The organism is Microcystis sp. LE19-41.2A (assembly GCF_027530405.1).
GTDB classification, from domain to species: domain Bacteria; phylum Cyanobacteriota; class Cyanobacteriia; order Cyanobacteriales; family Microcystaceae; genus Microcystis; species Microcystis aeruginosa.
Genome location: NZ_JAPZQJ010000592.1, coordinates 1 through 1,584 on the forward strand (window position 1 = coordinate 1; position 1,584 = coordinate 1,584).

Annotated in this window: 1 protein-coding gene; it reads right to left on the reverse strand. The window is 47.1% G+C overall.

Translation table 11 applies throughout. From position 1 onward, the window contains the following. Positions 1-381: 381 nt before the first annotated feature. Complete coding sequence (locus O9290_RS24730; RefSeq protein ID WP_288059475.1) at positions 382-1,086, reverse strand: PEP-CTERM sorting domain-containing protein; 705 nt, start codon at positions 1,084-1,086, stop codon at positions 382-384. Positions 1,087-1,584: the final 498 nt, after the last annotated feature.

Sequence of the window (1,584 nt, forward strand, 5' to 3'; positions counted from 1 at the left end):
CCAAGCTTTTCTGGTCGGAACCCCCTAAGCCGAGTTTTCAAGGTGCTGCGCCGTCCACTTGGTTTTCGAGACTGGCCTTTTAATTCTAACGTAAAGCCAACCTAGAACGGCGGGGTTTCAGACCCAAAATTTCCGATGAAATTAAAAACTTGACTAACTATCAATGGCTAACCTATCGCTGAAACCGTAGATTTCCTATCGGAATGTTTCACCCCTACTTTTTCAGCCAACCCCAATTAGGGTTGGCTGAAAAAGTTTCTCCTGTGGGGACTGACGCGGGTTCGTTCAGCATACCCTAATTAAAAACCGCCCCCAAAGGACGGAGTTTCAAACCGAGAAGCTACGATGCCTCTCCTCATCTTATCTTGACGTTAAGCTCGGTTAGCTATCCTTTTGTCGGCGTTTCATCGCCAGACCTAAGCCACCAGCAACCAGCAGTCCAGCAACAGTACCCGGTTCGGGAATAACCACCTGGGTGAAGGTTTGTGAGAAAGTCGTGACGCTGGCGGTTCCAGGCACAGGCGCCGTTGTAGTACCAGTCCGGCGAGCTTGCAAAGTCAGGTTGTTCGTGGCCGTATACGTGGTTGTTTCTGGGAACGGCATAATGTCAGTCACAGGGCTGGTGGGGGTAGCGGTTTGATTGCCCATAATCGATGTAGCATTGAACATCGCCATATTCGACGTAGTGCCCGCAGTTGAAGCACTTGTTAGGGCATCTTTCCGTTCAACCATTGGGACATATCCAGCGGATGTGACGTCGAAGTCGAAGGAGATACCGGCAAGCCAGGTGACATTTAAGACCGACGGAGCTAGGGTTAGGGCGTTATTGAGAACAGTGTAATTGAGAGTAGCACTACCAGAGACACCAGGAATGTAAGTGCCGGTTGCACTCACTCGAATGTTGCTTTTGGGATCGGTCACAGGAATAGTCATAGGATTTTTGAAAAAACTGTAATTCGTCCAATTGTCGAAGGTTTTCTCAATTGTGCCATTTCCGTCCTCATCAACCGAGATGGAACCACCACCGTCAACGAGCTCGGTGAGTGTACAGAATGAGGTACTTGCACAGCCGTTATAGGTTACCATAGCAGCCGCCTGGGCTGGGGCAGTGGCGAGGCCTAAGGCAGTGGCGACGGCCAGAGCAGCAGCGCTAGGAATGGTATATCTACCTATCTTTGTCATTTATGGAGACTCCCACAGAGGTAAAGTGGATGTATGAATAATTATCGCAATGCTAACAGCAAATTTTTCCTTTGTCAACACAGAATTGCCTATTTGTCAATATATCACTGAAAAATTGTCAACAGATCACTGAAAAGAGTTTCTCCCCACTTCCCCACTTCCCTAGATCTGATTCATTCTCCGAATCTAATTCTTTGTTTTGTTACCTTTAATCGCTTATGAGGTAAGCAAAGCACGACGTTTTGACAAATTTTCAGCTATTTAGGGTTTGCTGAATAAATCTAAAAACCTTGTTGGATAAGACTTTTGGACTTTTTTCCCCTCAAAAAGTGCCAGCCATTGCGGGGATCGGGGGAAAATTCAGGTACTTTTTCCCTGAAAATTAGGTAGTTGACCACCTGA

Coding starts and splice junctions, on each gene's coding strand:
- O9290_RS24730 (WP_288059475.1), bottom strand. CDS start 1,086: ATGGTAACCTATAACGGCTGTGCAAGTACCTCATTCTGTACACTCACC.